The sequence below is a fragment of the Ensifer sp. SSB1 genome (genome assembly GCF_016652895.1).
Classification (GTDB): Bacteria; Pseudomonadota; Alphaproteobacteria; order Rhizobiales; family Rhizobiaceae; genus Ensifer.
In genome coordinates this window covers 1-7,729 of record NZ_JAEPRP010000251.1, presented here as the reverse complement: position 1 = coordinate 7,729, position 7,729 = coordinate 1, and the positions used below count along the sequence as shown (strand labels likewise).

Sequence of the window (7,729 nt, the reverse complement as noted above, 5' to 3'; positions counted from 1 at the left end):
AGCCAACGACAGCGCTGAAGAGATGTGTAGTGGAGTGTCAGGCTTGGCAGGAGACCAAAAGCGAAAGTCTATGGTCTTCTGCGTTTAGAGTTGCCGCAAAGCGGTTCCGGAAGCACGTGCGCTTGCATAAGCAAAGGCTTCCGTCTATTGTAGGCGTATAGGTAAATCTGCGCTCGCGCGTGAGGATCCGATGGTATCCGATCGGCGCTGAATGCGAAAAACGCACTGGAAATGCAGGCAATACTCACCTGCAGTGCGGCAGCATACTAAAAATTTCCTTTCAATATCATTCTTAGATCAGTCTGGCTCACGCGTTACCGTGAGCCGTCGGCGGTTGCGAAAATCTGGCGCCTGCAGGCGATCTCATCCCGCAACGCAATGCCCGCTCAAAGCATCCTGCCCAAAGCATCCTGCTTGATAGAACCGTGCGCTTTTGTCGACCGAGCGTCCCTTGCTTCAAATCTCACTTCTCCTGCTGATCGCGTCGATCTGGTTTCCGGGCGCCACACGGATTGCCGGGACGGACGGTTCGCTTTCGTTCTTGCTGGCGCTGTTTTGCGCAGTCGTCGGCGTGGCATCTTATGGTGAGCTCGGAAAACGAATTCACCGCACCGAAGCGACCTTGGCGACCGCTTTGCTCACCACCGCCGCCTTGATCATCATTCTGTCCCTTCTGTCGATGCTGCATGCCGACAATCCGATGCGGGCCATGCGGGCGATTTTCGCGCAGATCTTCGGGTTTGCCACGATCCCGGCGATCGCGGCCCTGTCGACCAGGAAGAATGGCGAGGTTTTGATCGACCGGCTGGTGACGGCGATGATCGTCATGAGTGTCGCAACGGCCTGCCTCGTTGTCATTGGCCTCGGCGGGGCTAAATTTGCAGACCGGGCGGAAGGCTACTTCAAACATTCAAATCAGTTGGGGATCGCGCTTTCAGCCGGGCTGCCGCTTGTGGCCGCGCGATTGGTCGCGACCCGCAAACATCGAGTGCTGCTTGCCGGCTGCATGATCGCGGTTCTTCTCGGTCTGGTGAAATCAGGCTCCAAGACCAATTTTGTCGTCGGCGTCGCTGGGCTCGGACTGTTCTTTGCCTTGTATGCGATCTACCTCGCGGTCAGAAGGCAGCGGCCATTGACGGTGATTGCCGGCGTGATCGCAGCACCATTGGTGCTGCAGACGGCGCTCATCATTCTGCAATCTCTCAATCCGCGGGCATACCGGCTGTTGATGACCCAGATGTCCGGCGGCGAGGCCCATTCCATGGTATCGCGCGAGCGGCTTTGGACCATCTCGATCAACCTCGGTCTTCAACACCCGTTCACAGGCGTCGGCGCAGGACAGCCGATCGGCGATATCGCGCCCCATAGCCACAACCTGTTCATCGAGTATTTTCGCACCCTCGGCGTGCCCGGCGTCGGACTGATCACCGTCATGGTATTGCTCGTTGCAATATTCCTCGTCAGTGCCGTGGTTCCCACTTTGATGGGACACGGTAGAAGCAGATATGCGACCAACACCAACGTCATGTTGCTCGGGTCGGCGGTCTGTGTCTGGAACTATCTGGTCGCGAACCAGATGAGCGATTCTTTTGGCCCCTCGACCGCGCCATTCTTCTGGATCCCGCTGGCGCTGCTGGTTGCCTATCGCAGCATGCAGCGATCGCCGGCGCCAGAACCGGAACCGAGCCGCGTGATTTACGCCGGGGCCATGCCGCCCGCGGTGCGGACGTTGGAGATATGAGGGCGACCGCCGTGGATCCGGAAAGTGTCGGCGGGTACCCGCTGCCGTCGGGAATTCGTTTCATCGAGTTCTTCGGCCTTCCCGGTATCGGGAAGACCACGGCGTCCCGCCTCCTGGCGGAACGGTTGCGATGCACCGGCGCTGTCGTCGACGAAAAGAGAGCGACATGGGAAGACAAGGCGCTCGTTGCACGGCAGTTCAGTCGCCTGAACCTCGTTCTGCCAAGACTGCGCAACAGTGACTTTCGCTCGATGGCCAGGCGCATGGCAAAGTTCGTTGCCGAAGACGGACAGGAGGCGCCTGTCGATATCTTGCGCTGGACCTGGTGCCTCTGGTCGGTTGCCGCCTACGTGGCCGAGGAGCGCTCGAAGGGGGCCAATGTCACGGTCCTTGACCAGGGACTGCTGCAGGGGTTCTGGTCGGTTCTGCTGAGGAGCCGTCATAGAGGCACCTCCGAGCATTGGCTGGATGTCATGGCCGCCATCGGGCTCGACGACATTGTCTTTGTCGACTTGCGCGGTGACATCGATCTTGCACGAAATCGAATTCGAAGCCGGGACGATCGCGCTTCTCGCCTTCAGCGTGAAACGCCGACGGGCGAGGGGGCTCTCTGGAGCAAGGCGGAGCGCGCCTATTGCACGATTGCCGCCGACCTTTGGAGGCTACAGAACGCATCGCACACCCTGCCCATGCTCGCGGTCGTGGATATGACCGCCTCGGTATCGCCCGAGGAGGTAGCGGACAAGACGCTGCAAGCCGTGCTTTTGGCCTATGAGCGCAGGCACAATTCCATCGAACCGAGGAACCATTGACCGTGAACATCAATCGCCGGTCCTTCATGCGCCTCGCTGGCGCCGGTCCCGCCCTTGTGTTTTTGGCTGGGTCAGGGGCCACAAGTGAACGGCGGGCTTCAGTCAATGAAGACGATCTGGAAGGTACGCGGATCGTGCTGAGCGGCGAATACGGCTATGCACAGAAGACCATTCGCGACCTCCCGCCCGAAACCACTGTCGATGCCACACGGGCGCTCTTCACTGTTGCCAACAGCCGAAACACCGCTCCGAACGCAGTCCTCGGCTGCGATATCGGTATGCGGCCGGTCAATCCCTATCCGATCGTCCTTCGCAATTGCCCCAGCGTTCATTTCGTTGGCGGGCGCATCAATGGTGAAGTGCCGCTTCAGTCGGACTGGGCGAACACCTACTGCAACAGTGCCGGGCTTCTCGTCAAAGAGGGAACGACGCGGCCAACAATTGAAGGTGTGCGGGCACGCCGGTGCTGGGATGGCATCCGTCTTACCGACCAGGCGAACGGCTTCCTCCTCAAAGGCTGCTGGCTCAGCGAGATCCGGGACGATGCGGTGGAGGATGACTACCTGCTCGGGGGCACCATCGAGGATTGCCTGTTTGATGGCTGCTTTTCGGGAATAAGTCTCGACCCGGCTTCGAATGATCGTGACGGGAGTGACCAAGTCGTTGCGATTGACCGCTCGCTGATCCGGATGCAGGCCTTCCTGGCCAAGGGTGACATTACGCACCAATCCCCCGTCAAAGCCTCGGACGTCTCTCCGAAGCTGAAAATCACGGACACCATTTTCGCCTTCTCGTCAGCGCAGATGCGGGGTTTCCGGCGGCTGGAACGCACCTGGCAAAGAATGTTCGAAAGCCACGGCAACACGCTTCTGTGGCTTCCTGATGATCCGATCCCGCCGGAGCTGCCGCTTCCACCCCAAAGCTTTTCTCTGCTGACCGGCAAGGATGCCCGCGACTACTGGAACAAGGCGCGGGGACAGTGGATCAGCGCTCACCAGGACATTCCCCGCTTTGCGGATGATGAACTGTGACGAATGCAGTGCGCATGCCCGAGATGCGCCAGATCGAGCGCGAGAAAAGCGCAGTTGAGACCTTCAACGCATTTAACCGACCGAAGGTGAAAGCCATGAAAGCAAGACAAGTCGAGCTGCTGTGCACTCTGGGTCCCGCATCCCTCAATGACAGGGTGATCCATTGGTTGGAGCGCACAGGCACGTCGCTGCTGCGCCTCAATCTTTCACACACGAAGGTTGAGGACATCGAGCGGATCATTGGCTACATCAAGCAGCGGACATCTGTGCCGCTTTGCCTGGATACGGAAGGCGCCCAGGTTCGCACCGGGCCATTTGCCGACGGCAAGGTGATGGTGCGAGAAAATCGGTTCCTGACGGCGCATGCCCGGCCGGTTACGGGAAACCAGTCCGCCATCAGTCTCTACCCAGCCTATATCGTCAACAAGCTCGAAGTCGGCGATTTCGTCAGTATCGATTTCAATGCGGTCCTGTCCCAGGTTGTCGAGAAGCGCGACGACGAAGTGGTCCTTCGGGTTTTGAACGGTGGGGAGATCGGGCAGAACAAGGCGGTAACGGTCCAGCGGACGATCGAGATGCCGCCGCTCACCGACAAGGACATCGCCGCGATCGCCATCGGTCGCCGGATGGGAATTCGCCACTTTGCGCTGTCCTTCGCTCATCGCGCCTCTGACGTCGACGTGGTCCGCGCCCATGCCGGCAGCGACGCGACGATCATTTCCAAGATCGAGTGCCTCAGTGGACTGCGCCATCTGGCAGCCATTGCCGAAAAATCTCAAGCCATCCTCATCGACCGCGGCGACCTCTCCCGCGAAGTTCCGATCGAGCAGATCCCGGCAATCCAGAAGATGATCATCAGCCAGGCAAAGGCGCATGGCGCGAAAGCTTATGTCGCAACGAACCTGCTGGAATCGATGACCAGTGCGCCGACACCCACCCGCGCCGAAGTCAACGACATCTACAACACGCTGGCGGATGGCGCCGATGGCCTCGTGCTGGCGGCCGAGACCGCGATCGGTCAGTATCCGGTCAATTGCGCGCGGATGGTGGCAAAGGTTGCCCAGCAATTCCTGCGGAATACGAACAATGGCGGCCGTCCCATCCGCGTGCGCCCATCCGCCCTGATGCCGGGTGTCGAGCCGCATGGCGGGCGCCTCGTCTGTCAGGCGCCGGGCCCGGCCGAAATCCCCGACATTAAGCATTTGCCGACGATCACGGTCCCTGACGAAGAATTGACCGACGTCGAGCAGATTTGCCGCGGCACCTTCTCGCCGATCCGCGGCTTCATGGACAGGGCCAGCCTGGAGAGCGTTCTGGAAGAAAAGCGTCTGCCCGGTGGGCCGGTCTGGACGATGCCGGTACTCCTCGCCGTGCCGAAAGAGACGGCCATCCGCTACGCCAAGGGCGACCGGGTCCTCCTGACCGCGCAAGGAGGCGCGCCGCATTCGGTACTCGATGTATCCGAAACCTTCGAATTCGAGCCCGAGGTGCTGGCACGCAAATGGTTCGGCACGGAGTCCCGCGAGCATCCCGGTGTTGCGCGCGTGCTGGCACGCGGCGGTCATTTCCTCGCCGGCCATGTCACGCTCGTGCAGCCTTTGCTCTTGCCCTGCAGGCGCTATGACCTCACCCCTTCGCAGTTGCGGACGGTTTTTGCCCACAAGGGCTGGACCCGGGTCGTCGCCTTCCACAGCCGCAATCTCGTCCATCGCGGTCACGAGAGGATTCAGCTGGAGGCCCTGGAACGGACTTATGCCGACGGCTTGCTGGTGAACCCGATCGTCGGGCATACCAAGCGCGGCGATTTCCTGCCACACGTGATCCTCGACGGTTATCAGGCGATGCTGGACTACGGCATCTACCCGGCCGGAAAGGTGGTGCTGGCGAGCTTCATCACCTATCCGCGATTTGCCGGTCCCCGAGAGGCGGTGTTCACCGCGATATGCCGCAAGAACATGGGTTGCAGCCATATCATTGTCGGGCGCGATCATTCGGGTGTCGGTGACTTCTATGGCGTCAATGCCGGCCGCGAACTCTTCGGCGAGCTCGGCGACATCGGCATCGAGCCCATCTTCTTCGATGCCGTCGGCTACGACACCCAGTCCGAACGCTACGTCGACCTGAGCGCCTGCGGAACGGCCAGTCCGATCAGCGGAACGGAAATCCGACGCGCCCTCAGGGCCGGCGAAGCGTTGCCGAACTGGATGATGCGCTCCGAGGTACAAGACGTCGTTCGGGCCGAGTTGATGATGAAACGTGCACTGTTCCAGGAATAGGGCAAGACAGGGGAGGACGGACCATGCAGGGAAGGACACATCTACAGTCCGAAACGCGCCACCATCGTGTTTCGATACAGGCTGGAACGGTACTGTGGCTGCTTGGCCCCACGTCGGCGGGCAAGACGACGCTTGCGACGCGTGTCGTCGCCGATCTGAGGACGGCCGGGATTCCCGCGATCCTCTTCGATGGTGACGAAGTCCGGGGCTTCTTCGGCACGCAGCTTGGCTTTGGTCCGGAAAGCCGGCTGCAAGTCGTTTCCATTCTCGCGCATCTGGCGAACAAGGCGGCGGAGGCGGGCCTTCATGTGGTCGTCGCCGCACTGACGGCCGGCGAGGATGCGCGTGCCTATGTGCGCAAGAACGTCATAAACCTGACGACCGGTTACGTTGCCTGCTCGATCCAGGGCTGCGCGGAACGGGACCCGAAGGGGCTTTACGGCAAGGCTATGCGAGGCGAGATCGATACCCTCATCGGCTACAACAGCACCTACCGGCCACCGGCAAACCCCGACTTCATCCTCGACACGGAACTCTATTCGCTTGACGAGCTCGCAGCCCGTGTCGTTGCCACCTACACCCGGATTGACGGACGTGCGTAACATCCGTAGCCGCACGGGTCGCTGCCCGGTCTCGCCGATTGTCGAGGATGCGTCATGAGCGATTCCGAAACTGCCCAGTTCTTTCTGTCGCTGGTGCTGCTCCTCATTGCGGCGCTGGCCGGCGGTCAGTTGTTCGAACGGTTGAAGATGCCGCGGGTCATCGGCGAGATCGCCGGCGGCATCGTCCTTGGCCCATCGGTGCTCGGCGCGATTTCGCCCGGGGCACATCAGTCGCTGTTTGCTGCCTTCCCGGCGCAGGCCGCCCTCTTGACGGCCTGCGATTGGTTCGGTCTCGTCCTTTTGATGTTCACGGCGGGCTTCAAGGTTCAGGCCGAAGGCGGTGGGGCTGCGGGCCGCATCGTGCTGGCGCTGGTGGTCGGTGCGCTGATGATCCCGTTCGCGCTCGGTTATGCGAGTGCCTCGTTTTTTGCCGACACCCAGCTTGGCGATCCCTTCGCGTTCAAACTGGTGATGGGGATCGCCGCCGCCGTCACGTCGATCCCGGTCATCTCGCGCTTGTTTCTCGATCTGGGCCTGATGGGGACACCCTTCGCGCGCAACGTTATCGGTGCGGCGACGATACAGGATCTCATCCTCTGGACGATCCTTGCCGTCGCCACCGCTGTCCAGCATGGCGAGGCGGCAAGTGCTGCCGGCATCGGCCGCGTGGTCGCCATCACGCTCGGCTTCGTGCTCGCCTCACTGTTTTTCGCACCCACAGTCGTCAGGGCGCTCCGGCGATGGATCATCGGCAAATTCAGCGAGGCGCCCTTCACCGGCTACACCATGCTGCTGTGTCTGATCTTCGTCGCCGGGGCGAGCCTTTTGAACGTGAACATCGTTTTCGCAGCGCTCGTTGCCGGTCTCGTCATGGCGCGGTTTCCTTCGCGGCATCTCGCTCCGGTTAAACAACACATCGCCGATATCGCGATCTGGTTCTTTGTGCCGATCTATTTCGCGCTCGTGGGTCAACGGCTCAATCTCGCACAGGAGTTCGATGCCGGGCTGACAGTTCTGTTCATCGGCATGACGACGACCATCAAGCTTGTGAGTTGTACGCTGGCCGCAAGAGCTGCCGATTGCGACTGGGCGAGGGCGCTCGATTACGGCATCTCCATGAACACGCGCGGCGGGCCGGGCATCGTGCTCGCCAGCGTGGCGCTCGCGGCTGGCATCATCGACGGCCGCATGTTCACGGCCCTTGTACTTGCCTCGATCCTGACCTCGTTCGCCACAGGCCTGTGGCTTCGTTGGCGGCTCGTGCGCA

6 protein-coding genes are annotated in these 7,729 nt (G+C 61.0%); all 6 read left to right on the top strand.

Annotation, left to right across the window (positions count from 1 at the left end; all coding sequences use genetic code 11):
* Positions 1 to 451 precede the first annotated feature (451 nt).
* On the top strand, positions 452 to 1,741 hold the full coding sequence (locus tag I8N66_RS34685) for an O-antigen ligase family protein (RefSeq protein WP_291164278.1): 1,290 nt from the start codon (positions 452 to 454) through the stop codon (positions 1,739 to 1,741).
* Entirely contained in the window at positions 1,738 to 2,553 is an 816-nt protein-coding gene (locus I8N66_RS34680; protein WP_291164276.1) for an AAA family ATPase, read from the top strand. Before I8N66_RS34685 ends, I8N66_RS34680 begins: the two co-directional genes overlap by 4 nt.
* 26 nt (positions 2,554 to 2,579) lie before the next feature.
* Positions 2,580 to 3,584, top strand: a complete 1,005-nt coding sequence (locus tag I8N66_RS34675; RefSeq protein WP_291164273.1) for a hypothetical protein — start codon at positions 2,580 to 2,582, stop codon at positions 3,582 to 3,584.
* A gap of 95 nt (positions 3,585 to 3,679) precedes the next feature.
* Positions 3,680 to 5,860: a pyruvate kinase gene (locus I8N66_RS34670; protein WP_291164270.1), complete on the top strand. Its 2,181-nt coding sequence runs from the start codon at positions 3,680 to 3,682 to the stop codon at positions 5,858 to 5,860.
* A 23-nt stretch (positions 5,861 to 5,883) separates the two neighbouring features.
* Entirely contained in the window at positions 5,884 to 6,462 is a 579-nt protein-coding gene (locus tag I8N66_RS34665; RefSeq protein WP_291164267.1) for an adenylyl-sulfate kinase, read from the top strand.
* Positions 6,463 to 6,516: 54 nt separating this feature from the next.
* On the top strand, positions 6,517 to 7,729 hold a 1,213-nt coding region (locus I8N66_RS34660), incomplete at its 3' end, for a cation:proton antiporter (protein WP_291164264.1).

Coding starts and splice junctions, on each gene's coding strand:
- I8N66_RS34675 (WP_291164273.1), top strand. CDS start 2,580: ATGCGCCTCGCTGGCGCCGGTCCCGCCCTTGTGTTTTTGGCTGGGTCA.
- I8N66_RS34670 (WP_291164270.1), top strand. CDS start 3,680: ATGAAAGCAAGACAAGTCGAGCTGCTGTGCACTCTGGGTCCCGCATCC.
- I8N66_RS34680 (WP_291164276.1), top strand. CDS start 1,738: ATGAGGGCGACCGCCGTGGATCCGGAAAGTGTCGGCGGGTACCCGCTG.
- I8N66_RS34665 (WP_291164267.1), top strand. CDS start 5,884: ATGCAGGGAAGGACACATCTACAGTCCGAAACGCGCCACCATCGTGTT.